The 202-nt window shown below is 32.2% G+C and carries 1 protein-coding gene; it reads left to right on the top strand.

What is annotated here, in order from left to right:
- Positions 1-202 (top strand): hypothetical protein (locus H4J75_RS20025; protein ID WP_220465382.1); only part of this gene is annotated, 202 nt, incomplete at both ends.

Genomic DNA, 202 nt, shown 5'->3' with positions numbered 1-202 from the left:
TCACCGCCAAACAAAGAAAAACCGCTAATCGAAAGATTAGCGGTTTTTTGCTTTTTGAAGTTAGAAATTATAAATAAGGTTTATAGCACTAAACCTTCGAGTAGAGTTCAAATCTCTATTTCACCGCCAAACAAAGAAAAACCGCTAATCGAAAGATTAGCGGTTTTTTGCTTTTTGAAGTTAGAAATTATAAATAAGGTTT

Origin of the sequence: Colwellia sp. BRX10-1 (assembly GCF_014077545.1) — a bacterium.
In the GTDB taxonomy this organism is placed as follows: domain Bacteria; phylum Pseudomonadota; class Gammaproteobacteria; order Enterobacterales; family Alteromonadaceae; genus Colwellia_A.
Note: the sequence above shows the minus strand (reverse complement) of the source record. Positions and strands in the feature narration are given on the sequence as shown.